The 25,432-nt window shown below is 73.7% G+C and carries 22 protein-coding genes; 14 read left to right on the top strand and 8 right to left on the bottom strand.

Annotated elements, in window-relative coordinates:
• The first annotated feature begins 136 nt into the window (after positions 1-136).
• From ACIRGB_RS18560 to ACIRGB_RS18575, 4 genes are all read left to right on the top strand, one after another.
• A complete protein-coding gene (locus tag ACIRGB_RS18560; protein ID WP_403865691.1) occupies positions 137-1,462 on the top strand; it encodes an ABC transporter substrate-binding protein in 1,326 nt (441 codons plus the stop codon).
• A 5-nt stretch (positions 1,463-1,467) separates the two neighbouring features.
• Complete coding sequence (locus ACIRGB_RS18565) at positions 1,468-2,481, top strand: carbohydrate ABC transporter permease (RefSeq protein ID WP_403866058.1); 1,014 nt, start codon at positions 1,468-1,470, stop codon at positions 2,479-2,481.
• 12 nt (positions 2,482-2,493) lie between these two features.
• Positions 2,494-3,405, top strand: coding sequence for a carbohydrate ABC transporter permease (locus ACIRGB_RS18570; protein ID WP_403865694.1), 912 nt, complete (start codon positions 2,494-2,496; stop codon positions 3,403-3,405).
• 114 nt (positions 3,406-3,519) lie between these two features.
• Entirely contained in the window at positions 3,520-4,959 is a 1,440-nt protein-coding gene (locus tag ACIRGB_RS18575) for a GH1 family beta-glucosidase (protein WP_403865697.1), read from the top strand.
• A gap of 54 nt (positions 4,960-5,013) precedes the next feature.
• On the opposite strand, the gene ACIRGB_RS18580 is transcribed toward ACIRGB_RS18575, so the two are convergent.
• From ACIRGB_RS18580 to ACIRGB_RS18590, 3 genes are all read right to left on the bottom strand, one after another.
• Complete coding sequence (locus tag ACIRGB_RS18580; RefSeq protein WP_403865700.1) at positions 5,014-6,471, bottom strand: cellulose binding domain-containing protein; 1,458 nt, start codon at positions 6,469-6,471, stop codon at positions 5,014-5,016.
• A 189-nt stretch (positions 6,472-6,660) separates the two neighbouring features.
• On the bottom strand, positions 6,661-8,094 hold the full coding sequence (locus tag ACIRGB_RS18585; protein WP_403865703.1) for a sensor histidine kinase: 1,434 nt from the start codon (positions 8,092-8,094) through the stop codon (positions 6,661-6,663).
• Positions 8,091-8,795: a response regulator transcription factor gene (locus tag ACIRGB_RS18590; RefSeq protein WP_403865706.1), complete on the bottom strand. Its 705-nt coding sequence runs from the start codon at positions 8,793-8,795 to the stop codon at positions 8,091-8,093. The genes ACIRGB_RS18585 and ACIRGB_RS18590 overlap by 4 nt, the downstream gene beginning before the upstream one ends.
• A gap of 119 nt (positions 8,796-8,914) precedes the next feature.
• Here ACIRGB_RS18590 and ACIRGB_RS18595 point away from each other — a divergent pair, with 119 nt between their 5' ends.
• A complete protein-coding gene (locus ACIRGB_RS18595; RefSeq protein ID WP_403865709.1) occupies positions 8,915-9,484 on the top strand; it encodes a hypothetical protein in 570 nt (189 codons plus the stop codon).
• Positions 9,485-9,506: 22 nt separating this feature from the next.
• Here the strand turns inward: ACIRGB_RS18595 and ACIRGB_RS18600 are convergent, their stop codons facing one another.
• Both ACIRGB_RS18600 and ACIRGB_RS18605 read right to left on the bottom strand, forming a co-directional pair.
• Positions 9,507-10,373 (bottom strand): spermidine synthase, encoded by an 867-nt coding sequence (locus tag ACIRGB_RS18600; RefSeq protein ID WP_403865712.1) that lies wholly within the window; start codon positions 10,371-10,373, stop codon positions 9,507-9,509.
• A 44-nt stretch (positions 10,374-10,417) separates the two neighbouring features.
• Positions 10,418-10,798 carry a hypothetical protein gene (locus ACIRGB_RS18605; protein WP_403865715.1) on the bottom strand — a complete coding sequence of 127 codons (381 nt, stop codon included), beginning with the start codon at positions 10,796-10,798 and terminating at the stop codon, positions 10,418-10,420.
• Between the two features lie 284 nt (positions 10,799-11,082).
• On the opposite strand from ACIRGB_RS18605, the gene ACIRGB_RS18610 reads away from it, so the two are divergent.
• Positions 11,083-12,504 carry a hypothetical protein gene (locus ACIRGB_RS18610; protein WP_403865718.1) on the top strand — a complete coding sequence of 474 codons (1,422 nt, stop codon included), beginning with the start codon at positions 11,083-11,085 and terminating at the stop codon, positions 12,502-12,504.
• Positions 12,505-12,652: 148 nt separating this feature from the next.
• Here ACIRGB_RS18610 and ACIRGB_RS18615 read toward each other — a convergent pair whose 3' ends face one another.
• Complete coding sequence (locus ACIRGB_RS18615) at positions 12,653-13,249, bottom strand: histidine phosphatase family protein (protein ID WP_403865721.1); 597 nt, start codon at positions 13,247-13,249, stop codon at positions 12,653-12,655.
• Positions 13,250-13,461: 212 nt separating this feature from the next.
• On the opposite strand from ACIRGB_RS18615, the gene ACIRGB_RS18620 reads away from it, so the two are divergent.
• The 5 genes from ACIRGB_RS18620 to ACIRGB_RS18640 all read left to right on the top strand — a co-directional run bounded on the left by ACIRGB_RS18620 (position 13,462) and on the right by ACIRGB_RS18640 (position 19,727).
• Positions 13,462-14,451: a phosphatase PAP2 family protein gene (locus ACIRGB_RS18620; RefSeq protein WP_403865724.1), complete on the top strand. Its 990-nt coding sequence runs from the start codon at positions 13,462-13,464 to the stop codon at positions 14,449-14,451.
• Entirely contained in the window at positions 14,348-15,586 is a 1,239-nt protein-coding gene (locus tag ACIRGB_RS18625) for a hypothetical protein (RefSeq protein ID WP_403865727.1), read from the top strand. Before ACIRGB_RS18620 ends, ACIRGB_RS18625 begins: the two co-directional genes overlap by 104 nt.
• A complete protein-coding gene (locus tag ACIRGB_RS18630) occupies positions 15,577-17,238 on the top strand; it encodes a hypothetical protein (RefSeq protein WP_403865730.1) in 1,662 nt (553 codons plus the stop codon). The genes ACIRGB_RS18625 and ACIRGB_RS18630 overlap by 10 nt, the downstream gene beginning before the upstream one ends.
• Entirely contained in the window at positions 17,235-18,596 is a 1,362-nt protein-coding gene (locus ACIRGB_RS18635; RefSeq protein WP_403865733.1) for an AAA domain-containing protein, read from the top strand. The genes ACIRGB_RS18630 and ACIRGB_RS18635 overlap by 4 nt, the downstream gene beginning before the upstream one ends.
• A gap of 102 nt (positions 18,597-18,698) precedes the next feature.
• Positions 18,699-19,727, top strand: coding sequence for a S66 peptidase family protein (locus ACIRGB_RS18640; RefSeq protein WP_403865736.1), 1,029 nt, complete (start codon positions 18,699-18,701; stop codon positions 19,725-19,727).
• 94 nt (positions 19,728-19,821) lie between these two features.
• Here ACIRGB_RS18640 and ACIRGB_RS18645 read toward each other — a convergent pair whose 3' ends face one another.
• A complete protein-coding gene (locus ACIRGB_RS18645; protein ID WP_403865738.1) occupies positions 19,822-20,148 on the bottom strand; it encodes an ArsR/SmtB family transcription factor in 327 nt (108 codons plus the stop codon).
• Between the two features lie 91 nt (positions 20,149-20,239).
• Here ACIRGB_RS18645 and ACIRGB_RS18650 point away from each other — a divergent pair, with 91 nt between their 5' ends.
• From ACIRGB_RS18650 to ACIRGB_RS18660, 3 genes are all read left to right on the top strand, one after another.
• Positions 20,240-21,490, top strand: a complete 1,251-nt coding sequence (locus ACIRGB_RS18650) for an MFS transporter (RefSeq protein ID WP_403865741.1) — start codon at positions 20,240-20,242, stop codon at positions 21,488-21,490.
• 115 nt (positions 21,491-21,605) lie between these two features.
• Positions 21,606-22,172, top strand: a complete 567-nt coding sequence (locus tag ACIRGB_RS18655; RefSeq protein WP_403865744.1) for a dihydrofolate reductase family protein — start codon at positions 21,606-21,608, stop codon at positions 22,170-22,172.
• A 104-nt stretch (positions 22,173-22,276) separates the two neighbouring features.
• Positions 22,277-23,377, top strand: a complete 1,101-nt coding sequence (locus ACIRGB_RS18660; RefSeq protein ID WP_403865746.1) for an LLM class flavin-dependent oxidoreductase — start codon at positions 22,277-22,279, stop codon at positions 23,375-23,377.
• Here ACIRGB_RS18660 and ACIRGB_RS18665 read toward each other — a convergent pair.
• Entirely contained in the window at positions 23,353-25,254 is a 1,902-nt protein-coding gene (locus ACIRGB_RS18665) for a putative bifunctional diguanylate cyclase/phosphodiesterase (RefSeq protein WP_403865749.1), read from the bottom strand. The two genes, ACIRGB_RS18660 and ACIRGB_RS18665, sit on opposite strands and share 25 nt — an antisense overlap.
• Positions 25,255-25,432: the final 178 nt, after the last annotated feature.

The following is a 25,432-nucleotide window of genomic DNA, read 5'->3' on the forward strand; positions in this document are numbered from 1 at the left end:
CTCCCACACTACCTGGCACATACACATCCCGCACGTTCCCCGCCCGAGCCGCAGCGACGAACGAAACACATGAAGCAGCGGGTCCAACCATGTAGTTGGCCGGGGGGTCGGCACGTCAGGGCAACAGGAGGACGCAATGCGAGCAGCACGCAGAGGATCGGCCCGCAGGGTGGTGGTCATGGCGGCCATCGCGTCGCTGGGCGCCGGGCTGCTGGCCGGCTGTGCCGACGACGGGAACGACGAGGACAACTCGTCGTCGGGCGACAGCAGCGGCAAGACCACCATCACCCTCGGTCTGTTCGGGACGATGGGCTTCAAGGAAGCCGGTCTCTACGACGAGTACGAGAAGCTCAACCCGGACATCAACATCGAGGAGAACGTCACCGAGCGGAACGAGAACTACTACCCCGCCCTGGTGAACCACCTCACCACCAACAGCGGCCTCCAGGACGTGCAGGCGATAGAGGTCGGCAACATCGCCGAGGTCGTCGCCACCCAGGCGGACAAGTTCGAGGACATGTCCAAGGCCGCGGGGGTCCAGAAGAGCAACTGGCTCGACTGGAAGTGGCAGCAGGCCACCGCCAAGGACGGCGCCACGATCGGCCTGGGCACCGACATCGGCCCGATGGCGATCTGCTACCGCAAGGACCTGTTCGAGAAGGCCGGCCTGCCGACCGACCGCGAAGAGGTCTCCAAGCTGTGGGCCGGGGACTGGAACAAGTTCATCGAGGCCGGCGAGAAGTACAAGAAGGGTGCCGGCAAGGACACCTACTTCATGGACTCCCCCGGCGGCCTGATCAACGCCGTCCTCAGCAGTGAGGACGAGAAGTTCTACGACTCCTCCGGCAAGGTGATCTACAAGACCAACCCGGCCGTCAAGGACGCCTTCGACCTGACCGCCGAGGCGGCCGAGAAGGGGCTGGTCCAGTCGCAGACCCAGTTCCAGCCGGCCTGGGACCAGACCATTTCCAACAGCCTGTTCGCCACCGTCGCCTGCCCGCCGTGGATGCTCGGCACCATCAAGGCCAAGTCCCAGCCGGACTCCGCCGGCAAGTGGGACGTCGCCCAGGCCCCGAAGGCCGGCAACTGGGGCGGCACCTTCCTGGGCGTGCCCAAGGGCGGCAAGCACGTGAAGGAGGCGCAGAAGCTGGTCACCTGGCTGACCGCGCCCGAGCAGCAGGCCAAGCTCTTCTCCAAGATGGGCAGCTTCCCGAGCGCGCCCGCCGCGTACAAGCTCCCCCAGGTGACCGGCGGCAAGAACGACATGACCGGTGACGCGCCGATCGGCGAGCTGTTCGCCAAGGCCGCCGAGCAGATCCCGACCCAGGTGATCGGCCCGAAGGACCAGATCGTCCAGCAGGGTCTGACGGACAACGGCGTCATCCTCGTCACCCAGGGCAAGTCCGCGAAGGACGCCTGGGAGAACGCCGTGAAGACCATCGACAACAACCTGGAGAAGTGACCGGAATGACCACCCGGCACGACACCGCCGCGTCCCCCGTCAAGGGGGGCGCGGCCCCGGGCCGCCCGCCCGGCACCAGGGAGTCCGCCGAGGCGGACCGCAAGAGGCGGGCCAGACTCTCCCGCCGCTGGCAGCGGGACATGCGCTGGAGCCCGTACGCGTTCGTCTCGCCGTTCTTCCTGCTCTTCCTCGCCTTCGGCCTGTTCCCGCTGATCTACACCGGCTGGGCCTCGCTGCACACGGTGGAGCTGACCGCGCCCACCGACATGAAGTGGACCGGGCTGGACAACTACACCCGCATCTTCGACGACGAGTTCTTCTGGAACGCCGCGAAGAACACGCTGTGGATCGGCATCATCTCCACGGTGCCGCAGCTGCTGATGGCGATGGGCCTGGCGCACATCCTCAACTACAAGCTGCGCGCCTCGACCTTCTACCGGGTCGTCATGCTGGCCCCGTACGCGACCTCGATCGCCGCGGCCTCGCTGGTCTTCGTGCTGCTCTTCGGCCGTGACTACGGCATGATCAACTGGGTCCTCGACCTGGTGGGCCTGGACAAGATCGACTGGCAGAACGGCTCGTGGGCGTCCAAGTTCGCCGTGTCCACCATCGTCATCTGGCGCTGGACCGGCTACAACGCGCTGATCTACCTGGCCGCGATGCAGGCGATCCCGCAGGACCTGTACGAGTCGGCGGCGCTGGACGGCGCCAGCCGCTGGCGGCAGTTCATCCACGTCACGCTGCCCTCGCTGCGCCCGACGATCCTGTTCACCGTCGTCGTGTCGACCATCGGCGCCTCGCAGGTCTTCGGCGAGCCGCTGCTGTTCGACGCGAACAAGGGTGCCTCGGGCGGCTCCCAGCACCAGTTCCAGACGCTCGGCCTGTACCTGTACGAGCAGGGCTGGGTCAACCAGCACCTGGGCCGCGCCTCCGCCATCGCCTGGGCGATGTTCCTGATCCTCATCGTGATCGGGATCCTCAACGCCGTCATCTCGCGCCGGCTGCGCGCCAGTAGTTAAGGAGAACCGGCCGTGACGACGACCATGACGAAACCCCCGGCCGACGCGGCTCCCGAGCCGTCCCGGCGGGGCCGACGACGTTCCAAGGCGGCACGGGCGGGCGGCACGCTGCACGCCGGGCCGATCGCCTACCTCATCCTCGCCCTGTTCACCATCGGCTCGCTCTTCCCCCTGGTGTGGACGGCGATCGCCGCCTCGCGCGACAACCAGCGGCTCGCCCAGACGCCGCCGCCGTTGTGGTTCGGCGGCAACCTGTTCGACAAGCTCGAGATCGCCTGGACCGACGCCAACCTCGGCGAGGCGTTCCTCAACACCACCATCGTGGCCGGGATCTCGGCGTTCACCATCGTCTTCCTGTCGACGATCGCCGGGTTCGCCTTCGCCAAGCTGCGCTTCCGCGGCCGCAACGCGCTGATGCTGATCGTCATCGGCACGATGATGGTGCCGCCGCAGCTGAGCATCATCCCGCTGTACATGCTGGTCGCGCAGCTGGACTGGTCCGACCAGCTCCAGGCGGTGATCCTGCCGTCCCTGGTGAACGCGTTCGGCGTGTTCTTCATGCGGCAGTACCTGCTCCAGGCGCTGCCCGACGAGATCATCGAGGCCGCGCGCGTGGACGGCGCCAGCAGCTGGCGCGTGATCTGGCACGTGGTGTTCCCGGCGGCGCGGCCCGCGATGGCCGTGCTCGGCATGCTGATGTTCGTGCAGTCCTGGAACGACTTCCTGTGGCCGTTCCTGGTGCTGACCCAGAACGGCAGTCCGACCGTGCAGGTCGCCCTCGCCGGACTGGGCCGCGGCTACACCCCGGACCAGTCCCTGATCATGGCCGGCGCGCTGCTCGGCACGCTGCCGCTGCTCCTGGTGTTCGCGATCTTCGGCAAGCAGATCGTGGGCGGCATCATGCAGGGCGCCGTCAAGGGATGACCCCCGTCCCGGGGGCCGGGCCACCGCCGTCCCGGCCCCGCCTTCCCCCCTCGTACTTCCCCGCGTCGGTCCTCCACGACCCGACCCGCCATGACCCGCATTGGGAGCGCTTCCATGCCTGAGACCGCAACGCCGGTGACCCCGGTGACCTTCCCCCCGGCCTTCCTCTGGGGCGCCGCCACCTCGGCGTACCAGATCGAGGGCGCGGTGCGGGAGGACGGCCGTACCCCCTCGATCTGGGACACCTTCAGCCACACCCCCGGGAAGACGGCCGGCGGGGACACCGGGGACGTCGCGGTCGACCACTACCACCGCTACCGCGACGACGTGGCGCTGATGAAGGACCTGGGCCTGGGCGCCTACCGCTTCTCGGTCTCCTGGACCCGGGTGCAGCCGACCGGCCGCGGCCCCGCGGTCCAGCGCGGCCTGGACTTCTACCGCCGCCTGGTGGACGAGCTGCTGGCCGCCGGGATCAAGCCGGCCGTCACCCTCTACCACTGGGACCTGCCGCAGGAGCTGGAGGACGCGGGCGGCTGGCCCGAGCGGGACACGGCGTACCGGTTCGCCGAGTACGCGCGGATCGTCGGCGAGGCGCTCGGCGACCGGGTGGAGCAGTGGATCACGCTGAACGAGCCGTGGTGCGCCGCCTTCCTGGGCTACGCCTCGGGTGTGCACGCCCCCGGCCGCACCGACCCCGCGGCCTCGCTGCGCGCCGCGCACCACCTGAACCTGGCGCACGGCCTGGGCACGGACGCGCTGCGCTCGGTGATGCCGGCCCGCAACTCGGTGGCGATCAGCCTCAACACGTCCGTCGTGCGGCCGCTGTCGCAGACCCCGGCGGACCTGGCGGCGGCCCGGAAGATCGATGACCTGTCCGGTGGGATCTTCCACGGCCCGATCCTGCACGGCGCCTACCCGCAGACGCTCCTGGAGGCCACCGCGCCGGTGACGGACTGGTCGTTCGTCCAGGACGGCGACCTGGACCTGATCCGCCGGCCGATCGACGCGATCTGCCTCAACTACTACACGCCGACGGTGGTGTCGGCGGCCGACGCCGACTCGCGCGCGCCGCGCGCCGACGGCCACGGCGCGAGCGACCACTCGCCGTGGCCCGCCGCGGAGGACGTGGCGTTCCACCAGCCGCCGGGCGAGCGCACGGAGATGGGCTGGACCGTCGACCCGACCGGTCTGCACGAGCTGATCATGCGGTACAGCCGGGAGGCCCCGGGCCTGCCGCTGTACATCAGCGAGAACGGCGCGGCCTACGACGACAAGCCCGGCGCGGACGGCTCGGTGCACGATCCCGACCGCGTCGCCTACCTGAACGGCCACCTCACCGCGGTCCGGCAGGCCATCGCCGACGGCGCCGACGTCCGCGGCTACTACCTGTGGTCCCTGCTGGACAACTTCGAGTGGGCCTACGGCTACGAGAAGCGCTTCGGCGCGGTGTACGTCGACTACGCCTCCCAGCAGCGCACCCCGAAGTCGAGTGCCCTGTGGTACGGCCGGGCGGCCCGCACGGGGACGCTGCCGCCGCTGGACGCGATCGGCTAGCCCTCCCGGGGGGGGCCGGTGCGGGGGCCCGGCCCTACGGGAAGGAGCCCGGCCCTACCGGTAGGCGGCGAACGCCTTGGCGAAGGCGTTCGGCTCCTGGTCCACGGAGCTGCACGTGGCGTCGGCCGAGGGCTTCGGGCCGCCGGGGCAGGCCTTGTCCCGGGTCGCGGACCACATGGACAGTCCCCCCAGGCCCTTGGCCTCGGCGAACTCCACCAGCTGGGCGGCGTCGCCGACCGTGAAGACCTCACTGGCGACGTCGTTGACGCCGATCATCGGGGTGACGGCGACGGTCTTCCAGGCGTCCGCGTCGGAGCGGCCGAGGACGCCCTTGACCTGGGCCTGGGTGGCGGTGGCGGCCTGCTCGGCGTAGGTGCCCATGTCGCCGCCGTACGCGGGGCCGTAGTCCATCGCCATGATGTTGACGGTGTCGATGTCCACGCCGTTCTTCTTCGCGTCGGCCAGGAGGTCGACGCCCGCCTGGGTGAGGCCCTCGGGCATCACCGGGAGGGTGAAGGAGACGTCCAGGCCGGGGTGCTCCTTCTGGAGCGCGGCGATGGCCTGGGCGCGGCGGGTGTTGGCGGCCGTGTCGGGCAGCGCGCCGCCCTCGACGTCGAAGTCGACCTTGGTGAGCCGGTAGGCGTCGACGACCTTGCCGTACGCCGCCGCCAGCGCGTCGGCCGACGTGCAGGTGGTGCCCAGTTCGGAGCCGGAGGCGCCGCCGAAGGAGACCCGGACGTCGCCGCCCTTCGCGCGCAGGGCGCCTATCTGGCCGGCGACGGCGTCGCTGCCGAGGTCGGTGACGCCGCCCCACTTCGGGGTGCAGCCGCCGCCGTCGGTGACGAAGGCGAGGTGGTACTCCCGCACGCCGGTCGCCTCGGCGTGCGCGAGCAGGTCGAAGGCCGGGTAGAGCGAGGTGTCGACGTACGGCGCGAAGCCGGCGCCCGCCGCGGTGCCGTTGCCGGGGGTGCCGGTGGGTGCCGGGGTGGTGGGGGTGCCGGTCGGGGCGGGCTCGGCGGTGCCGGACGCCGTGGGGGTGGGCGCCGGGGGCTCGGTGGGGCGGCCGCTGGGCTCGGGGGTGGCGCCGGTGTCGGCCGAGCACGCGGCGTCGTCGACCAGGCAACCGGTCGGGTCGGCGGTGCCGTTGACGACGAAGCCGACCGTGACGGACTCGCCGGGCTTCAGCCCGTCCGTGTCCCACGTGGGCGGAGTGACGGTGACGTGCCGGCCGTCGGCCTTCGACTCGGCGTTCCACAGCGAGCCGAGCTTCGCGCCCGAGGGCAGGTCGAACTCCAGCGTCCAGTCCGCCTTCGGCTGCCCGCTGGTGTTGGTGACGACGTACTGGGCGGTGTAGCCCGTCGACCACTCGCTGGTCCTGGTGTAGGCGGCGCCGACCGGGGCCGCCTGGGCGGTGCTGGTGAACAGCAGCGCCCCGCCACCGGCCACGGCCGCCGCGACGAGGGCGCCGATCGCCTTGTTCCTGCCACTGACCTTGCGTCGGTGCGTGCGCATCACGTGCCTGCCTTCGCTGTTCACGTGCCCCCGGCGGAAGGCCGACGGGGGCGGGGTGGGGGTGCGGCAGCACGCTAGCGACCCGGAAACGGGCAAAGAGCCTGATCCGGGCGGGGGTTGGCGATCTTAGGGTGGGCTTAAGGAAGGGATCGGGGCCGATTAATGGTCCCGGCGTCGTCGGGGGCCCGGTCACCGGCCGCGGCCGGCCCCGGCCGCCGAGGTCGGCGTGGGCGTACGGCCCTGCCCGCGTCGGCGTACGGCTCCCCGGTGCCCGCGCCGCGCCGGCGCCGTCCGGCCGTCCAGCTGGATCCAGATCCGCACCTCGGTGCCGCCCAGCACGGAGGAGCCGATGCGTACGTCGCCGCCGGTCGACTCCGCCATCCGGCGCACGATGTCCAGGCCGAGCCCGGTCGAGCCGTCGGTGCCGGAGCCCCGGCCGCGGGCCATCGCCGCCTCGGGGTCGGCTATGCCGGTGCCCGCGTCGGAGACGAGCACGATCACCGCGTCCTCGCCGTTGTGCAGGTCGACGGCGAAGGCGGTGCCCTCGGCGGTGTGCCGGAAGACGTTGCCGAGCAGGGCGTCGAGGGAGGCGGCCAGGTCGGCGCGGGCCACGGGTATGCGCACCGGCCGGTCGGCGCCGGCCACCCGCCACTTGCGGCCCTCGTCCTCGGCGAGCGCGGACCAGAACCCCATCCGCTCCCGGACCACCTCGGCCGCGTCGCACCCGGCGCCGGGACCGGCGGCCGCCGTCTGCGGCTTGGCGTCCCGTGCGGTGCGGATGATGGTGTCGACCTCGCGCTCCAGCTGCTCGACGGCGGCCCGGGTCTGCTCGGCGGCCGGGCCGGCGCCGAGCGAGGCGGCGTTGAGGCGCAGCACGGTCAGCGGGGTGCGCAGCCGGTGGGACAGGTCGGCGGCCAGCTCCCGTTCGTTGGCGAGGAGCTGGACGACCTGGTCGGCCATGGCGTTGAACGCGACCGCCGCGCGCCGCAGTTCGTCCGGGCCCTCCACGGGCACCCGCGCGCCCAGCTTGCCCTCCCCCAGCTCGTGCGCCCCGTCGACCAGGCGCCGCGCGGGCTGCACCATCCGCACGCCCAGCCGGTCGGCGACCGCGACCGAGCCGACGATCAGGGCGGCGCCGACCGCGGCGAGCACCGCCCAGGCGGTGCCGACGCCGTTGGTCACCGCGGACTCGGGGACGTACACCTCGACGACGGCGATCTCGCCGGAGCTGAGCGCGACCGGCTGGAGCAGGGTGGATCCGCCGGCCACCTCGGTGGTGGAGGCCCGCCCCATCTTCCGTACGGCGGCGATGTCCTCGTCGGTGGCACGCTGCCGGCCGAGGTCGGTGGGGCCGCCGTTCTCCGCGTCCCCGGACCCGGCGCCGGGCGCCGGCAGGTGCACGGCCATCCCGGCGTCCGAACCGGCGGAGGCGACGACGCGTTCCAGCTGCTCGCGGTCGGTGGTGATGGACAGGGCCGGGGCGACGGCGGCGGCCTCCCGTTCGGCGTTGGAGAAGGCGCGGTCGCGGGCCATCTCCCGGATGACGAGCCCGAGCGGCACGGCGAAGGCGACCACGACCATCGCGGTGACCGCCAGCGAGACCTTGACCAGGGCCCATCTCATCGCGGTGGCTCCCGTCGTGGTGGCTCCAGCTTCACGCCGACGCCGCGCAGGGTGTGCAGATAGCGCGGCCGGGCCGCGGTCTCGCCGAGCTTGCGCCGCAGCCAGGACAGGTGGACGTCGATGGTCTGGTCGTCGCCGTAGGACTGCTGCCAGACCTCGGCGAGCAGTTCCCTGCGCGGGACGACGACCCCGGGGCGGCCGGCCAGGAAGGCGAGCAGGTCGAACTCGCGGCGGGTCAGGTCGAGGACCGCGCCGTCCAGTTCGGCCTGGCGGCGCAGCGGGTCGACGGTGAGGCCGCCGACCCGCAGGACCGCGGGCGCCGCCGCCTCCGCGGGGCCGCCGCGGGCGCGGCGCAGGACGGCCGCCATCCGGGCCGACAGGTGCTCCACGGAGAACGGTTTGGTGAGGTAGTCGTCCGCGCCCGCGTTCAACAGCCGTACGATCTCCGCCTCGTCGTCCCGGGCGGTGGCGACGATCACCGGCACGTCGGTGATGCCGCGCAGCATCTTCAGCGCCTCGGAACCGTCCAGGTCGGGCAGTCCCAGGTCCAGGATCACCACGTCGAAGCGGACATGGGCGACCTCGCGCAGCGCCTCCAGTGCCGTGCCCACGCTGCGCACGGTGTGCGAGGCGTCGGTCAGCTGCCGGATCAGCGCCGAGCGTACGAACTGGTCGTCCTCGACCACGAGCACACTTGCCATGGGCGGCACCGTACGCCATGCGGACCGACCCGGCCCGGGCCTGTGGACAACTCCGCCCGGACCCGCGTCACACCGCTGTCGGGCGACACGCGTGGGGCGGGTGAGGCAGTATGGCCGCGATGCGCAGAGGACTCGTCCACGTGATCGCCTGGCTGCTCGCCACCGGCGCGGCGGTCACGCTGTCGTGGTGGGGCGTGCACACGGTGATGGCCGGCACGGCCTACGACGCCCCCCGGGCGCTGCCGATCACGGCGGCCGACGCGGGCGTGCGGGACGACGGGGAGGGCGGCGACCGGGAGTCCCCGGCCTCGTCCACCAGCCGGCCCGCACCGTCGCCGTCGCCGTCGCCGGGCAGCCCGTCGCCGACGCCGGGCGGGACGTCCCGCGAGCCCGGCCCCGCCCCGTCGCGCACCGCGCCGTCCACCCCGCCGCCCGAGGACCGGGCGAGCCCCGCACCCGACACGTCCGGCGAGGTCAGGAGTTACGACACCGACGGGGGCCGCGCGGTCTTCGACCTCGGTGCGTCGTCCGCGTCGCTGGTGTCGGCGACGCCGGGCACGGGCTGGTCGATGCAGGTGTGGAAGACGGAGTCGTGGATCCGGGTGGAGTTCACCTCGGGCGCGGACCGGGTGTCGGTGTTCTGCACCTGGCACGACGGGCCGCCGCGGGTGGAGATCGGCAGCTACTGACCCGGACTGCCCCGGTACGGGCTCACTTGAAGACGGACTCCGGCGGCGCGGGCGAGTCCACCGCCACCGCGTCCGTCACGGCCTGGGCGCCGCCGGTGAAGTCGGTGAGCGCGCGGCCGTGTTCCACGCGCGCGGGGTGCGGGTCGGAGGCGGCCCTGCGGGTGAGTTCGGCGAGCGGCAGCGGGTGGTCGGAGGCGACCAGGATCGCGTTGCCGAAGCGCTTGCCGCGCAGGACGGCCGGGTCGGCGACGAGGGCGAGTGCGGCGAACCGGGCGGCGGCGGTGGCGATCTGGCCGCGCAGGTGGGCGAGCGGCGGGCCGTCGGCGAGGTTGGCGGCGTAGACCCCGCCGGGCACGAGCGCGCGCCGCACCTCGTCGAGGAACTCGGTGGAGGTCAGGTGGGCCGGCGTGCGGGCCCCGCCGAAGACGTCCGCGACGACCAGGTCCGCCCAGCCGTCGGGCACCTTCGCCAGCCCGGCGCGGGCGTCGGCGGAACGCACCCGTATCCGCGCGCCGGGGTCCAGGGGCAGCTCCCGGCGGACCAGGTGGACGAGGGCGGCGTCCCGCTCGACGACCTGCTGGGTGGAGCGGGGGCGGGTGGCGGCGACGTAGCGGGCGAGGGTGAGGGCGCCGCCGCCGAGGTGCACGGCCCGGACCGGTCTGCCCGGCGGGGTGGCCAGGTCGATGACGTGGCCGATGCGCCGCTGGTACTCGAAGGACAGGTACGCCGGGTCGTCGAGGTCGACGTGCGACTGCGGGGCGCCGTCGACGAGCAGCGTCCAGGCCCGGGGCCGGTCCCGGTCGGGCACCAGCTCGGCGCGTCCGTCGTCGACGTCCTCGACGAGGGCCTCGGCGGCGCGTCCGCGGCGGGCGTTCCTGGACTTTCCCATCGGCCCATTATCCCGGTCCGTCGCGGGGCCGGGCCCGGCGGTGCTCAGCGGCAGCTGTCCGCGGCCCTGATCAGCCGGGCCGCCTCGCCCAGCGCGGCCCGCAGGACGGCGGGGTCGGTCGCCAGGTCCGCCTCGCCGGGCGGCAGCAGCCAGTCGGAGCCCTCCACGGGCGGCTCGGGCGCCGGGACGATGCGCAGTCCGCGGCCGTCCGTCTCGGTGCAGGTGCTGCCCGGCACGTCCCAGGCGGCGGCGGTGCCCGGCGGCACCAGGAACCCCAGGGTGTCGCCGCCGTCGTCGTGGAGCACCGAGCCCACCCCCTCACCGGCTCCCCGCCTGAGGATGTCGACCGCCTCCAGACCCTGCCGGGTCGGCACGGTGACGACGTCACAGGCGTCGCAGGGGGGATCGCTGATGCTGGTGTCCATCCCGGCCTCCACCACGGAACTCCTCCTCGGACGAGCGGCTCGGGAGTCGGGGGCCTCCCGGTCCACCCGGTTCAACGCGGCGGACCGTCAACGGCTACGGTCCGGGGCCGCCGCAAAGGATGGCACTTCATGGCAGATCGTGGAGGAGATATCCGGTTTGTAGCCAAACAGCGCGTGGTCACTCCGTCACAGCCGGTACGTTCTTGCTCGCCGGAAACAGGGCCGTCGGCCTTGCGCGCCCTCTTCCCGGCATGGTTCGACGGTTCGCACGAGAGGACCCGGCCATGGCGTCGTCAACGGTGACCTCCGCCCAGCCCGAACGGCCCCCGCGGCCGAACCCCGCCTTCAGGCGCTTGCGCGGCAAGCGCTCCCCGGCGGAGTTCGCGGCGGCGGTCCGCCGGGCCGCGCGCGAGATCGGCGAGCGGGTCAGCTGCGACGCGCGCTACATCGGCCGGGTCGAGGCGGGTGAGATCCGCTGCCCCAACTACGCGTACGAGCGGGTGTTCCTGCACATGTTCCCCGGCCGCACGCTCACCGACCTGGGGTTCGCGCCCCGCTCGTCGGTGCGCGGACGCCAGGCGCGCACGACCGGTGAGTCACGAGGGGCGGGTGAGCCGTATGAGACGTATGACACGCACCACCCGCAGGACCCGCACGACCTGTACGAGACGCACGACGACAACGAGGAGAGCGACGTGCTGCGTCGCGCATTCATGACGAGCGGTGCCACGGTGGCCGCCGCCTCGCTGGGCCCCCTGGCACTCGCCCTCGACGCCGCGGCGGCCGGGCGCCCCACGCGCCGGGCCGGGACCGGCGAGGCCGGCGCCCTCGAAGAGGCCGTCCGCCGGATCCGGTTGCTCGACGACCGGCACGGCGCGGACGGCCTCTACCGGCGCGCGACGGCCCCGCTGCGCACCGCGTACGCGCTCCTGGACGCCGGCGCGTCCCGGCAGGCGACCGCGGACCGGCTCTACTCGGGCGCCGGTGAACTGGCGATCTCCGTCGGCTGGCTGGCGCACGACTCGGGGCGCTTCGACGACGCGCGCTCCCACTACGCCGAGGCCCTGGCCACCGCGCGGTTGAACGCCGACGACGGCCTGGAGGCGCACGCCTTCTGCAACATGGCCTTCCTGGCCCGCGACGCCGGCCGCCCGCGCGAGGCGGTACGGGCGGCCCAGGCCGCGCAGCGCGCCGCCCGGCCGTTGGGCTCGGCCCGGCTGATGTCGCTGCTCGCGCTGCGCGAGGCGGGCGGCTGGGCGGGGCTCGCGGACCGCGTCGGCTGCGAGCAGGCGCTGGTCCGCGCGCAGACCTTCTTCGAGCGGGGCGCCTCGGACGCCGACCCCGAGTGGATGAGCTTCTACGGGGAGGCCGAGCTGGAGGGCCTCGAGGCGCAGTGCTGGTCCACCCTGGGCGACTGGCCGCGGGCCGCCCGGCACGCGCGGCGGGCGGCGGACCTCCAGGACCCGCACTTCACCCGGAACCTCGCGCTGTACTCGGCGGAGCTGGCGGACGACCTGGCCCGCGGCGGCCGCCCCGACGAAGCGGCGGGGGCGGGCATGCGGGTCCTGGACCTGCTGGGCGAGGTCCAGTCCTCCCGCATCCACACGATGCTGGCGGGGACGGCACGGGTCCTCCTCCCCCACCGCCGCACATCGGGCGTCTCCGCCTTCCTGGACCGCCACGGAGCCCTACCGCGACCGGCGTAACCGAGCTGCGGGCAATCGTGCCGCTGGGGCGGCACGGGTGGGCGCAGCGGCACCCGGCCAGCGCCGGCCCGCGTCTCCACCCCCGCCCAGCCCCGACGCCGGGCACCGCCGCAAACACCGGCACCGGCACCGGCACCGGCACCACCAGTCAGCCCACCAGGTGCCCCAGGTCGTTCCAGCTCTCCACCGCCGGCTCCCCGTACGCCCACCCCAGCACCGACAGCGACGTCGGGTTCAGCCGTATCCGTGCCCCGAAGGACAGCGGCAGCCCCAGCCACCGCGCCCCGATGGCCCGCAGAATGTGCCCGTGGGCGAAGACGAGCACGTCCCGCTCCGCCTCCCGCGCCCACGCCACCACCTCGTCCGCGCGCGCGGTGACGTCCGCCACACCCTCGCCCTCCGGGACCCCGTCCCGCCAGATCAGCCAGCCGGGCCGCACGGCCTGGATCTGCTCCGGCGTCATGCCCTCGTACGCCCCGTAGTCCCACTCCAGCAGCGTGTCCCAGGCGCGGGCGCGCTCGCCGAAACCGGCCAGCTCGCAGGTCTCGCTCGCGCGCACCAGCGGACTGGTCCGCACCTCCACGCCGGGCAGCCCGTCCAGCGGCGCCCGGTGCAGCCGCTCACCGAGCAGCTTCGCGCCGCGCCGGCCCTCCTCCAGGAGCGGTACGTCGGTCCTGCCGGTGTGTCTGCCGGACAGCGACCACTCCGTCTGTCCGTGCCGGGCCAGCAGGATGCGCGGTGCCATGGAGGGGCCTTTCCGGGAGAAATGTCTGAGGGGACCCCTCCATCATCCCGTACTGTCCGTGCGGGCAACCCGAGGGGCGGCGACCGCGTCTATCCGGTCCGAGGGCGCTTCGCGGGGCGGTCGCGGCGAGGCCGTAGAGTGGCTCGCCCGTGTCCGTCCAGGCGCACGAGTGAGCGAGTGATGAGAAGCGTGAGAAGGGGAGGGCGATCGGATTGCCGCACACCGAGACACCGGGCACCGAGGCGGCCCCGCACCCTCGGCTGCGCTGGTGGACCGAGTTGCCGCTCATCGTCCTCGTGTACGCCTGCTACAGCGCCGGTCGCCTGCTCGTGCGGGGCGACGTCACCGACGCCGTCGACCACGGCCTGGCCATCCTCGACATCGAGAAGGCGCTCCACCTCAACGCGGAGCACCCCCTCAACCGCCTCTTCACGCGCGAGCCGTGGATCGGCGTACCGGCGGACTTCTGGTACGCGTCGCTGCACTACGTGGTCACCCCGGCGATCCTGATCTGGCTCTTCCGCTCCCGCGCGGTGCGCTACCGGGCCGCCCGCACCTGGCTGATGACGTCCACGTTCATCGGTCTCATCGGCTTCACCCTCCTGCCGACCTGCCCGCCCCGGCTGCTGGACGCCGGTCACGGGTTCGTCGACACGATGGCCCAGTACAGCTCGTACGGCTGGTGGGGCGGCGAGGCGAGCGCCCCGCGCGGCCTGGGCGGGATGACCAACCAGTACGCGGCGATGCCGAGCCTGCACGTGGGCTGGGCGCTGTGGTGCGGGGTGATGCTGTGGCGGCACGGCGGCACGCGCACGGCGAAGGCGGCGGGTGTGGTCTACCCGCTGGTGACCACGATCGTGGTGATGGGCACCGCGAACCACTACTTCCTGGACGCGGTCGCCGGTGCGGCGGTGATGGGCGCGGGGCTGTTGCTGACGCCGTTCGTGCTGCGGATCGCGAAGCGGGCGCGGACCGGGCTGACGGCCCATTTCGCACCGGCCGTGGCCGGTCCCGCGAGCGCCTCGGCGTCCGCCCCCGACTCCGCCCGGGACGGCGCGGGTTCCGCGATTGTCAGTGGCGGATGCCAGACTTCAGCGGGTGAGCGATTTCCACGGCAGCGCGAGCAGCGGTTCGGACCAGGGGCCGAGCCGGACCCCGCCCCCTCGGACGCGGGGGACGAGACTCCGGCACCGGCTCGCTGAGCTGCGCGGCCGCGACGTACCGGCCAAGGCGCTGGACGCCCGGGCCCTGGCCGCCCTCGCCGCCAACCCGGGGTGCCGACGGCGCGCGATCCTCGACGGCGCGGGCGTGGACAAGGCGTCCCTGGCCGGTGCGCTGGGCTCGCCGTCGGCCTTCGGACAGTCGCAGTTCGCCCTCACCCGGGGCAACGCCTTCGAGGCGAAGGTCAAGGCGGACGGCGGCGCCGAGTTGCTGCGGCTCGTGCACGAGAAGCTGGACCGGGGCGCCGAGCCGCCCGCAGAGGCCGGGGCGCAGGTGCCGGACCTCTCCGCGACCGGACCCGAGGGGCGTACGGCGCGCACGACGCTGGCCCTGCGCGAGGCCACCGGCGCGTCCGATGCCTGGACGCTGCTCGACCATCCGATGCTCGCCCTGGACGTCGCCGGTTCGCCCGCCTTCCTGGAGCCGGACGCCGTGGTGGTGCATCCGGACGGCAGCTGGACGGTCGTCGAGATCAAGTCCTTCCCCCTGCTGGACGGCTCCGCCGACCCGGCGAAGGTCGGCGCCGCCGCGCGGCAGGCCGCGGTGTACGTGCTGGCCCTGGAGCGGGTCGCCGCCCGCCTCGACCCGGCCCCGCGCGTGCGTCACCGGGTCCTGCTCGTCTGCCCCAAGGACTTCTCCAACCTGCCCACCGCGTCCGCCGTCGACGTGCGCAAGCAGCGTGCCGTCACCGACCGCCAGCTGGCCCGGCTGACCCGCATCGAGGACATCGCCGACGCGCTGCCGGACGGCGTCTGCTTCTCCCCCGAGCTGCCGGCCGAGGAGCTGGCGGCGGCGGTCGAGGCGGTCCCGGCGGCGTACGCGCCCGAGTGCCTGTCCGCGTGCGAGCTGGCCTTCCACTGCCGTGCCCGGTCCCGCGAGGCCGGTGCGGTCACCTCCCTGGGCCGCCCGGTGCGGGCCGAGCTGGGCGGTCTCTCCACGGTCGAGGACGTGCTGGCCGCGGCCCGCGGGGAGGCCGGCGATCCGGACGACCCGGCGGTGGCCGCGCTGCGCCGGGCGGCCCGGCTGCGCGCGGAGGCGCTCGCGACGGCGGGTGCGGGGACCGGCGCGGCGGCGGGTGGCGGTATCGGGGCCGGCGGGGTGGCCGCGTGTCGCTGATCACCACGCTGGCCCGGCTGGAGGCCGTGCGCGCCGGCCGGGCCCAGCCCGCCGCCACCGTCCGGCACCGGCACCTGTCCGACCGTCCGCTGGTCTTCGTGCCGCTGATCACCGCCGGCGAGGCCGGGGCCCCGCTCGGCGCGCTGGTCGGCACCGACCGGGACGCGCCGCACCTGCTGGTCGTGCCGCAGCCCCGCGACCGCGACCTGCGCTTCGCGTTCCTGGCCGACCTGGCCGACATCGTGCTGCCGCACATCGAGGCGTACGCGGAGCGCGTCGAGGCCGCCGAGCGCACCGAGACCGACCCGGAGACGGGCAAGCGGGTCAAGGTCGAGGTCGACCTGTGCGCGGACGCGGCGCAGCTGGTCGTGCCGAGCCGCGCGGGCATCGACTTCGTACGGCTGCTGGGCCGGTCCATGCGCTTTCGCCGTACGGCGGAGCAGGACCCGGAGACCCCGCACCCGGCGCCGCCGCGGGTGCCGCTGCTGGGCCGGTGGCTGACCCACTACGGCGAGCGGGCCCGCGTGCCCGGTTCCGCCCTCCTCCTCGCCATGACCGACCTGCTGGGCCGGCACTGGGCGACCGGGCAGTCCACGCTGGAGGACCAGCACCTGGGGGCCCTGCTCGCGTGGATCGCGCCCGAGGACGCGCCGGAGCCCGGTCTGTCCGGAGCCGAGGCCGCCCGCCGCGCCGAGCTGGCCCGCGACGCCGACGGCCAGCTGCTGTGCCCGCCCGCGGGCCCGGCGACCGACCCGGCCTTCGACAACAAGCTGCTCGCTCCCGCCATCGAGCGCCACGACCGCGCCCGCACCGCGCTGGCCGCCGCCGAGGACGGACTGGAGGCCGACGAGCGGCTCGGCGCGCTCACCGCCGCCGAGCGGGAGATCCGCGCCCTGGTCGACAGCCGGACCCGGCCCACCTGGGACGCGGTGTGGCGGGGCCTGGACCTGCTGCGGGAGCTGCCCGAAGGGGCGCACGCCGAGGAACGCTGGACCCGCGACCGCTGGTCGTTCACCTCCCACCGGGACCGCATCCTGGCCGGTGAGCCCCCGCAGCCGCGCCGCGACGACGCGGTGACGGCGGCGAACAAGCTGGCCACGCGCGAGCGCGAGCAGGCCCGCCTGGACGCCCAGGAGGCGTTGGACGATCCGCTGGTGATGGCCGGGCGGCGGCTGTCCGGGGAGGCGTTCGCGGGCGAGGTCGTCGACGTGGTGATGGCGTACAGCGAGAGCAAGCGGCCCAGTCCGCGCCCGCTGGTCACGGTCCGCACGGACGACCGCCCGCACCTGGGCGAGCGGGTGAAGGTCTACCGCTCGCTGGGCGGCAAGCCCCAGACGGCCGAGTACGTCGGACCGGCGTCCCCCGACGACACCGCCGACGGCCCCGACGGCCCCGACGGCCCCGACGGCCCCGACGACGGCATGCTGGTCCTGCGGATCATGGACAGGATGGGCCGCGGCAAGGAGCCCGAGGCGGGGTCGGTGCCGGAGAAGGGCGACCTGGTCTGCTTCACGCTCTTCGAGCACGAGCCGCGGGGCGGCGCGAAGCTCCCCGACCCGGAGCAGACGCCGTGGACGCACGGCGGCCCGCCCGGTGAGGCGGCCGTGGTGCCGGAGGCCGCCGACGCCCAGACCGAGGAGGACGTGCTGTGACCGCCGAGGCCCTCGCCGCCCCCGCCCCCGCGGGCTTCGACCCGGGCGCGGAGGCCGCCCGCGCCACCGCGGCGATCCTGCACGACACCCTGCACGGCACGGAGCGCGGTGTCGTCGTGGACTCACCGCCCGGCGCCGGGAAGTCCACGCTCGTGGTGCGGGCGGCGCTGGAGCTGGCCGAGGCGGGCCGCCCCCTGATGGTGGTGGCGCAGACCAACGCCCAGGTCGACGATTTGGTGCTGCGCCTGGCCGAGAAGAACCCGGACCTGCCGGTGGGCCGCCTGCACAGCAGTGACGCCGACCCCTACGACAAGGCGCTCGACGCGCTGGCCAACGTCCGCAAGTCGGCGAAGGCCGCCGACCTCGCCGGGCAGGCCGTCGTCCTGTCGACGGCGGCGAAGTGGGCGCACGTCAAGGTGGACGAGCCGTGGCGGCACGCGATCGTCGACGAGGCGTACCAGATGCGCTCGGACTCCCTGCTCGCGGTCGCCGGGCTCTTCGAGCGGGCGCTGTTCGTGGGCGACCCGGGCCAGCTGGACCCGTTCGCGACGGTGGGCAGCGAGCAGTGGGCGGGCCTGGCCTACGACCCGTCGTCCTCGGCGGTGACCACCCTCCTCGCCCACAACCCCGGCCTCCCCCAGCACCGCCTCCCGGTCTCCTGGCGGCTCCCGGCGTCGGCGGCCCGCCTGGTCTCCGACGCCTTCTACCCGTACACGCCGTTCCGCAGCGGCACGGACCACGGCGACCGGAGCCTGGCCTTCGCAGTGCCGTCGGACGGCTCGGGTCCCGACGAGGTGATCGACGAGGCCGCCGCCTCGGGCTGGGGCCTGCTGGAGCTGCCCGCCCGGCACACCCCGCGCACCGACCCGGAGGCGGTGCGCGCGGTGGCGGCGGTGGTCCGGCGTCTGCTCGACCGGGAGGGCCGGGCGACCTCCGAGCGCTCCCCGGACCCCGCTCCCCTCACCGCCGCCCGCATCGCCGTGGGCACCGCGCACCGGGACCAGGCGGCGGCCGTCCGTGCGGCGCTGGCCGACCTCGGGGTGAGCGAGGTGACCGTCGACACGGCCAACCGCCTCCAGGGCCGCGAGTACGACGTCACGGTCGTCCTGCACCCGCTCTCCGGCCGCCCCGACGCCACCGCCTTCCACCTGGAGACCGGCCGCCTGTGCGTCCTGGCCTCCCGGCACCGGCACGCGTGCATCGTGGTCTGCCGCGAGGGCGTGGACGACCTGCTGGACGACTATCCGTCCACGGAACCGGTCCAGCTGGGAACGCTGGTGAAGTTCCCGGACGGCTGGGAGGCCAACCACGCGGTGCTGGCACATCTCGCGGAGCACCGGGTGGCCTGGCGGCCCTGACCACCGCCCCGGCCGCCGGGCGGAGTCCGGGCGGAGTCCGGGCGGAGTCCGGGCGGGGAAATCCCCTGCCCGCCGGCCCCCTGACGTGCCAGAATCCGCCGCATGCCCGTTCGATACCCGCGCCCCTTGCGCCCAGGAGACCGTGTCGCCGTCACCTCGCCGTCCAGCGGAGTCCCCGAAGAACTCCGCGAACGCCTGAACGTGGCGATACGCGACGTCGAGGCACGCGGCTACGAGGTGGTCGTCGGCGCGTGCATGGACGGCTCGGGGCACGTCAGCGCTCCCGCCCCCGCACGCGCCGCCGAACTGATGCGGATGCTCACCGACCCCGACATCCACGCGGTGGTGCCGCCGTGGGGCGGGGATCTGGCCGTCGACCTCGTGCCGCTGCTCGACTGGGACCGGCTGCGCGAGGCCGAACCGACCTGGCTCGTGGGCTACTCGGACATGTCGACCCTCATGACCCCGCTGACCCTGCTCACCGGAACGGCGACCGTCCACGGCAACAACCTGATGGACACCCCGTACCGGACCCCCGAGGGGCTGGTCTCCTGGTTCGACATCGTCGGCGCGCCCCGGGGCCACCGGTTCAGCCAGGTCCCGCCGGGCCGCCACCGGACCACCGGCTGGGACGACTACGCGCTCCACCCCGAGGCTCGCGAGTACACCCTCAACACCCCCGGCGGCTGGACCCGGCTGGACGGGAGCGGAGACCTGGAGGTCGAGGGCCGGCTGATCGGCGGCTGTATCGAGACCCTCTGCAACCTCACGGGCTCCGGCTGCCTGGACACGTCCGCCTTCGCCGAGGCGATGGCCCCGGAAGGGCTGCTGGTGTACGTGGAGGCGTGCGGCGACGACGCCCTGACCATCTGCCGCAACCTGCACGGCATGCGGCTGGCCGGCTTCTTCGACGCCGCGAACGCGGTACTGGTCGGCCGGACCTCGGCCCCGGACGTCCCGTCGCTCACCCAGCACCAGGCCGTGCTGGACGCGCTCGGCCCGCTGGGCGTGCCGATCGTCGCCGACGTGGAGTGCGGCCACGTCCCGCCCTACCTGCCGATCGTCAACGGCGCGCTCGGCCGCCTGGTCCACACCCCGACGCGGAGCGAACTCACCCAGACCCTGGTCTGATGCCGTCCAGCAGGTACACGGCGCGGCGGTCGTAGTCGTCCCGGGCCGGCCGCCCGCCGTGAACTCCGGCCGCGGCGCACCCGAGGCCCGCTGATCAGTTCTCCCGGGCCAGGGCCCCCATCAGCGCGTCCAGCAGGCCGGGCGCCGCGTCCTGCAACGCGTCCCGCCGCAGGCGGTGGCCCCGGGAGGGGCCGACCATGACCGGATGGAAAACGCCCACTTCCACCAGGATCTTGAAGTGGTGGGTGGCGGTGGACTTGTTCAAGCCCTCATAGAGGTCCGAGCAGGGCGCCTCGCCGGCCGGATCCACCGCCAGGCGGCGGACCATTTCCAGGCGTACGGGGTCCGCGAGCGCGCGCAGCAGCTTCTGCACCGCGGCGACAGGCGGCAACTGGTCGGAGGGGATCTCCCAGGGCGGCATCAGACACCACCAAGTTTGACGGGCATCATACTTCTCCCTAGCATTCTCGAAGTACGACGCACATCATACTTCCCTTTCCCCTGGAGTCCTCGTGCGGGCACTCTCCCAGGGCCGGCGCCCCCAGTCATGGAGCTACCCGGCCCTCCTCATCCTGCTCATGCTCGGGCAGGCGACCTCCGCCATCCCCTCACCGCTCTACTCCCTGTACGCCGAGAAGTGGGACTACCCTCCCGTTCTCACCACCGTCGTCTTCGCCGCGTACGGGGCCGTCGCGGTCGTCGCGATCCTGCTGTCCGGCGCCCTGTCCGACCGCTACGGCCGTCGGCCCGTGCTCCTCGTCGCCGTCCTGCTGCTGCTCGCCGGGCTCGCCGTCTTCGTGCTGGCCGCGGGACCCGCGTACCTCGTCGTGGCCCGGATGCTCAACGGCCTGGGCATCGGCGCGATCGTCGTCGTCGGCGGAGCCGCCCTGCTGGACGTGAGCCCCGAACGGGCGGCGCGCAGCGGGACGCTCACCGCCATCGCGTTCAACATCGGCATCGCCGCCGCCGCGCTCGGCACCGCGGCCCTCGCCCAGACCGGCTTCCACCCCCTGCTCCTGCCCTACCTCACCGACGCGCTGATCGGCCTCGTCCTGTTCGTCCTCCTCCTGGTGATGCGCGAACCGCACCCCTCGCCCGGTACCGCGCCCCTGGGATTCCCGCGTCCGCAGGTGCCCCGGGAGATGCGCGGACGGTTCACCTTCGCCGTCATCGGCGCCGGCGCCGCCTGGGCCGTACTCGGGGTCTGCTTCTCGCTGGAACCCTCGATCGCCGCCGACGCCGCGAACGTCGACGGCCCGTTCTTCGGCGGTGTCGTCATCGCGGCCGTGACCCTCGCCGCCGCCTGCACCCAGATCCTCAGCGCCCGCCGTCCGGCCCGCACGGTCGCACTCGTCGGCGACACGGCGCTCGCCGTGCTCATGCTGGCCGGAGTGGGCGCCTTCGCGACCGGCAACGCCGTCGTCATCATCGTCACCGTCGCCCTCCAGGGCGCCGCCTACGGGCTCGCCTTCGGCGGCTCCCTGCGGCACCTCACCGCCGGTATCCCCGCCGAACGGCGCGGGGCCGTCATGTCGATGTTCTACCTGCTCGCGTACGGCGCACTCATCACGCCCACGCTCCTCGTCGGCGTCGGTGCGACCGTCTGGGGCGACACCACGGTCTTCTTCGTCTTCTCCGTGCTCACGGCGCTGCTCTGCTCCTCCGCCGTGGTCGTCGAGCGGGTACGGGAGCGTCGGGGACGGCTCTCCGAGGCCGTCCTGGCGCCGACGACGGAAGCGCGCGAGGTGAACGTCGTCGACTGACCGGCGGCCGCCCGTACGGGGCCGCTCCACCGGGCGCCGGACTCCCGGGACCTGCTGCGGCGCCCGCCCGGCGGCCGTACTGTCGAACCCGACCGGCTACCGAGGAGGCCTTCCGATGCGCAGGGTGACCTATTCGATGAACGTGTCCCTCGACGGCTACATCGCCGACCCGAGCGGTGACATCGACTGGAGCGACCCGAGCGAAGAGGTCTTCCGGTACTGGACGGACGAGATCCGCGAGGCCGGCGTCCACCTGCTGGGGCGGCGGCTGTACGAGACGATGCTGTACTGGGAGACCGCCGACCAGGACGAGTCGCTCGGCGCCGCGGAGCTGGAGTGGGCCGCGCTGTGGAAGGCGCTGCCGAAGGTGGTGTTCTCCAGGACGCTGACGGAGGTCCGGGGCACCCACACCCGCCTGGCCTCCGGCACCCTGGCCGAGGAGATCGAGCGCTGGCGCGCCGAACCCGGCGACGGCGACATCGCCATCGGCGGCGCGAGCCTCGCCGCCGAGGCCGCCGACTCCGACCTGATCGACGAGTACCGGACCATGGTCCACCCGGTCCTGCTCGGCGGCGGCTCCCCCTACTTCCCCCGGCACGAGCGCCGGGTGAACCTCGAACTCGTCGAGTCCCGCACCTTCGGCGCCCACGTCGCCTACCTCCGCCACCGCGTGATCCGCTGACCTGCCGACCGCGGCGCAGCGACCGGGCCGGGGAATAACCGGAGGACCCCTCCTGTTAGTCCGCGCAGCGACCCGAGTACGTCAACCACAGGAGGCACCCCGCCATGGCCGCAGCCGCCGCAGAGGAGATCCGGGGCACCGCCCACGGCAGCGCTCCCGTCCCCCTCTCCGTACTGGACCTGGTGACCGTCGGGGCCGGTCGGACCGCCACCGACGCGCTGCGGACCAGCGTGGACATCGTGCGGCTCGCCGAGGCCCGCGGGTTCCAGCGGTACTGGGTCGCCGAGCACCACTCCATGCCCGGCGTCGCCTCGTCCTCCCCCGCGGTGATCCTGGCCCACCTGGCGGCCCACACCGACCGCATCCGCCTCGGGTCCGGCGGCGTCATGCTGCCCAACCACGCGCCGCTCGTCATCGCGGAGCAGTTCGGGACGCTGGAGGCCATGGCGCCGGGGCGGGTCGATCTCGGGCTCGGCCGCGCACCGGGCACGGACGGGGCCACCGCCGCCGCCCTGCGCCGCACCGACCGGCTGAACGAGGGCGCCGACGACTTCCCGCAGCAGCTCGCCGAGCTGATCCGGTTCCTGGACGACGACTTCCCGGACGGCCACCCGTACGCCCGTATCCACGCCGTGCCGGGGCCCGTGCAGGCCACCTCGCCCGGGGGCGTGCAGTCGGCGCACCGGCCGCCGGTGTGGCTGCTCGGCTCCTCCGGGTTCAGCGCGCGGCTGGCCGGCACCCTCGGGCTGCCGTTCGCCTTCGCGCACCACTTCTCGGCGCAGAACACCATCCCCGCGCTCGACCTGTACCGCGAGTCCTTCCGGCCGTCCGCCGTGCTGGACGCCCCCTACGCCCTCATCGGCGTCGCCGCGCTCGCCACCGACGACGAGAAGGAGGCCCGCAGGCAGGTGCTGGCGGCCGCGCTGAACATGGTGCGGCTGCGCACCGGGCGCCCGGGGCTGGTGCCGACGCCGGAGGAGGCCGAGGCGTACGACTTCAGCCCGATGGAGGAGGAGTTCGTGCGGTCCTGGAACGCCAACGTCATCCACGGCACCGCCGACGAGGTCCGCTCCGGCCTCGACGATCTCCAGAAGCGCACCGGCGCCGACGAGCTGATGCTCACCGCCAACGCCCACGGCGGCGACGTACGCCTGCGCTCCTACGAACTGATCGCCGACGCCTACGGGTTGCCGACGCCCGCCTGAACCCCGGCGGGGCCGCCGGGTCCCGCGTGGCCCAGCAGCGCGGAGATGCGGTCCGGTGCCACCGGCCGGGAGTAGAGCCAGCCCTGGCCGGTGTCGCAGCCGATGCGGCGCAGCCGGGTCGCCTGGTCCGAGGTCTCCACGCACTCGGCGGTGACGGTCAGGCCCAGCCGGTGGGCGAGCTGGACCATCGCCTCGACGATGACCTCGTCGGCCGGGTTGGCCGCCTCACCGGCCCCCGCGTCGGAGACGGCCGCGTACTGGAAGCCCCGGACGAACGCGCCGTCCAGCTTCAGCACCGAGACCGGCAGCCGGCTGAGGTAGGCCAGGTTCGAGTAGCCGGTGCCGAAGTCGTCGATGGCGATGTGCACGCCCATGTCGCTGAGCGCCTTGAGGACCTGGAGGGGGCGCCCCGCCGAGCCCATCACGGCCGACTCCGTCAGCTCCAGCTGGAGCAGCTCCGGGGCGAGGCCCGTCTCCTCCAGGGTGCCGGCCACGTCGGCCACCAGGTCGGAGTCCCAGACCTGGCGGACCGCCACGTTGACGCTGACGAAGATCGGCGGCTCGTCCGGATGGGCCAGCTGCCAGCGCCGGGCCTGGTGACAGGCGGTGCGCAGGATCCAGCGGCCGAGGGGAACGATCGATCCATCCTCCTCCGCCAGTGCGATGAACCGATTCGGCGCCAGTACGCCGAACTGAGGATGATTCCAGCGGATGAGCGCCTCGACGCCCCGCACCCGGCCGTCCGCCATGCCGACCAGCGGCTGGTACTCGAGGGCGAACTCGCCGCGCTCGATGGCCGGGCGGAGGGTGGCGGCCAGCGCCTGGCGGGTCATGCGGTGGGCGTTGCGCTCGGGGTCGAAGAGGGTCCAGCGAGCCCGGCCGTCGGCCTTGGCCCAGTACAGGGTCGTGTCGGCGGCCTGCATCAGCGCGGTGGGGGTGGTGCCGGCGGTGTGGCGTTCGACGACACCGACCGAGGCGGTGACCGACAGCCGCCGGTCGGACAGCTCGAAGGGCGGCTGGAGCGCCGCCAGGACCGCCCCGGCCAGGTCGGCGAGCTGGTCGGTGCCGGTGGAGTCCTCCACCAGCAGGGCGAACTCGTCACCGCCGAGCCGGGCCACCAGGGGCGCGCCGGACCGGGGGTGGGCGGCCTCCTCCGCGCACCTGGTCAGCCGTTCGGCCACGGCGGCGAGCAGCCGGTCGCCGACGCGGTGGCCGTGGGTGTCGTTGACGGCCTTGAAGCCGTCCAGGTCCAGATAGCACACGCCGATCCGGCCGGTGCCGCCGTGCTCGTACGACTCCGCCTCCAGCGCGGCCGTCAGGCGTTCGAAGAACAGGGCGCGGTTGGGCAGCCGGGTCACCGGGTCGTGCATCTGGAGGTGGCGCAGCCGGGCCTGGAGTTCGCGCCGGGCGCTGACGTCGGCGACGGAGAGCAGCAGGCCGCCCGGAATGTCCCCGTCGCCGGAGGCCCGGGATTCCCCGGAGTCGGCCAGGGGCTCGACCGTCACCTGCGCCCACAGGGAGTGCCCGTCGCCCCGCTTCAGCCGTCTGGTGCAGCGCAGCCGGGGCCGGTGGCCGCGCAGCACCTCGCGGTAGGCGTGCCAGGTGCCGGCGTCGGAGGCGAGGTCGACGAGGTCGGCCGCCACGCAGCCGGCCAGCGCGGCCGGGTCGGTGCCGAGCAGGGTGCCCAGGGTGTCGTTGGCGCTGACGACCAGGCCCTCGGCGTCGACGACGGCCATGGCGAGCGGGGCCGCGGTGAACACCGATCGGTAGGTCGGCGGCTCCGTACGCCCGGTACGAGGAGCCAGACCGTCGTCACTCTCTGTGACCGCCGGGCCGAGGTCTGCCGCGGTCGCCGGCCCTTCGGAGGTTCCGTTCACCGCTCGCTCCCGCAGTGCCTCGATCTCTGTTCGTGCTCTGTTCGTGCAGGAAAGTGTGCCGATCATAGAGGCTGACACCGGACCCTTCCAGCCGCCGTCCCGCGTTCCGGACCGCGCGACCCCTCCGGCAGATCGTTTCTGCTCACACCTGGACGGGTCCGTTACGCCTCCGACCAGT

The organism is Streptomyces sp. NPDC102490 (assembly GCF_044765285.1).
GTDB lineage: Bacteria > Actinomycetota > Actinomycetes > Streptomycetales > Streptomycetaceae > Streptomyces.

Excerpts from the sequence above, each read along its gene's own strand:
- ACIRGB_RS18660 (WP_403865746.1), top strand. The coding sequence starts at position 22,277 with ATGGCCGCAGCCGCCGCAGAGGAGATCCGGGGCACCGCCCACGGCAGC.
- ACIRGB_RS18600 (WP_403865712.1), bottom strand. The coding sequence starts at position 10,373 with ATGGGAAAGTCCAGGAACGCCCGCCGCGGACGCGCCGCCGAGGCCCTC.
- ACIRGB_RS18575 (WP_403865697.1), top strand. The coding sequence starts at position 3,520 with ATGCCTGAGACCGCAACGCCGGTGACCCCGGTGACCTTCCCCCCGGCC.
- ACIRGB_RS18640 (WP_403865736.1), top strand. The coding sequence starts at position 18,699 with ATGCCCGTTCGATACCCGCGCCCCTTGCGCCCAGGAGACCGTGTCGCC.
- ACIRGB_RS18645 (WP_403865738.1), bottom strand. The coding sequence starts at position 20,148 with ATGCCGCCCTGGGAGATCCCCTCCGACCAGTTGCCGCCTGTCGCCGCG.
- ACIRGB_RS18615 (WP_403865721.1), bottom strand. The coding sequence starts at position 13,249 with ATGGCACCGCGCATCCTGCTGGCCCGGCACGGACAGACGGAGTGGTCG.
- ACIRGB_RS18605 (WP_403865715.1), bottom strand. The coding sequence starts at position 10,798 with ATGGACACCAGCATCAGCGATCCCCCCTGCGACGCCTGTGACGTCGTC.
- ACIRGB_RS18585 (WP_403865703.1), bottom strand. The coding sequence starts at position 8,094 with ATGAGATGGGCCCTGGTCAAGGTCTCGCTGGCGGTCACCGCGATGGTC.
- ACIRGB_RS18595 (WP_403865709.1), top strand. The coding sequence starts at position 8,915 with ATGCGCAGAGGACTCGTCCACGTGATCGCCTGGCTGCTCGCCACCGGC.
- ACIRGB_RS18610 (WP_403865718.1), top strand. The coding sequence starts at position 11,083 with ATGGCGTCGTCAACGGTGACCTCCGCCCAGCCCGAACGGCCCCCGCGG.
- ACIRGB_RS18590 (WP_403865706.1), bottom strand. The coding sequence starts at position 8,795 with ATGGCAAGTGTGCTCGTGGTCGAGGACGACCAGTTCGTACGCTCGGCG.
- ACIRGB_RS18655 (WP_403865744.1), top strand. The coding sequence starts at position 21,606 with ATGCGCAGGGTGACCTATTCGATGAACGTGTCCCTCGACGGCTACATC.
- ACIRGB_RS18565 (WP_403866058.1), top strand. The coding sequence starts at position 1,468 with ATGACCACCCGGCACGACACCGCCGCGTCCCCCGTCAAGGGGGGCGCG.
- ACIRGB_RS18560 (WP_403865691.1), top strand. The coding sequence starts at position 137 with ATGCGAGCAGCACGCAGAGGATCGGCCCGCAGGGTGGTGGTCATGGCG.
- ACIRGB_RS18580 (WP_403865700.1), bottom strand. The coding sequence starts at position 6,471 with ATGCGCACGCACCGACGCAAGGTCAGTGGCAGGAACAAGGCGATCGGC.